The organism is Psychrobacter sp. NPDC078501 (genome assembly GCF_044900935.1).
Taxonomy (GTDB): domain Bacteria; phylum Pseudomonadota; class Gammaproteobacteria; order Pseudomonadales; family Moraxellaceae; genus Psychrobacter.
The window spans coordinates 1-1,277 of the sequence record NZ_JBJDOS010000029.1; the positions used below are offsets into that span (position 1 = coordinate 1).

The 1,277-nt window shown below is 41.3% G+C and carries 1 protein-coding gene; it reads right to left on the bottom strand.

Features of this window, described 5'->3' with window-relative positions:
- Nucleotides 1-46 precede the first annotated feature (46 nt).
- A protein-coding gene (locus tag ACI2IW_RS13945; protein ID WP_404693965.1) for an IS3 family transposase occupies nucleotides 47-1,212 on the bottom strand; the annotation gives its coding sequence in 2 pieces (ribosomal slippage) (nucleotides 47-954 and nucleotides 954-1,212; 1,167 coding nt in all).
- Nucleotides 1,213-1,277: the final 65 nt, after the last annotated feature.

The window sequence follows — 1,277 nt, forward strand, 5'->3', positions numbered from 1 at the left end:
TGACCCCTGCCGTCAAATCCGTACAACTAAACTTGGGAGATTTTAATTACGCAGCCTGACGATAATAGTCAAACCACACCTGTCTTGGCGTTTTATAGCCCAAGCCCTTTTGAATTCTAGTTTGGTTGTACTCAAGCTCAATAAATTTAGTAATATCGTTGATGGCTTCGAATCTTGTTTTATAGTCTTGGTGATACACCAGCTCATTCTTTAATATGCCCCAGAAGCTCTCTATGGGCGCGTTATCAAAGCAGTTGCCTTTACCACTCATCGAGCCTGTAAATTGGTGGCACTTAATGATCTTATGATACTCATTGCTACAATACTGACTGCCTCTGTCAGAATGTAAAATCAACCCTTGGCTAGGTCGCTTGTTTTTGATTGCCATATTAAGTGCACGGCATACCAAATCAGCGGTCATGCGCTTATTGATGACATAGCCGACGAGCTCTTTAGTATATAGGTCTTTAACACCTGCTAAGTATAGCCAACCTTCATTTGTCCAAATATAAGTGATGTCACTGACCCAAGCCTCATTAGGACGATTGGCATTAAATTTCTGTTCTAGACGGTTTGGATAGACCAGCTTGTTGTGATTAGAGTTGGTGGTGACTTTAAAGCGCTTGTGACGACGGCATTTAATGCCGCATTCTTCTTTTATACGTCTAACCATATATTTACTTATGGCATATCCTTGCCCTGTAAGGTAAGCATACAGTCGCTCATAGCCATAGCGCTGCTTAGTCTCATCATGAGCCACTCTGACTAGCAACTCACACTGATTGCGATGGATCTGCTGATTACTGATGCCACGATTTATCCAGTTGTAATAGCTTGATGGCTTAATATCTAATACGTGACACATGCAGGTGATGCTAAATATTTTCTGGTTATCCTTGATAAAGACGTACTTCATCAACTGTGCTTCGCGAAGTACGCCGTCGCCTTTTTTAGAATGTCTCGCTCCTCCTGAGCAACCTTGAGATCACGTTTAAGACGTTTATTCTCTTCTATAATGGCCATGAGTTCAGGATCATATTGCTTAGTGCCGACAAGCTTGCCTTCATTCGCTTTATTCTGCCAGTTAGATAAGGTCTGCATGGCTATACCTAGCTGCTTTGCAGTCGCTGAAACATTGCCATTATTATCTGCTATCTTTTTGACGGCTTCAGCTTTAAAAGCTGCACTGTAGGTTCTGACTTTCTTAGTCATGATAAACTCCTGTTAATACACTTAGTTTACCAAGTTTGGTTCTATAGTTTTTTCAGCATAGCTCA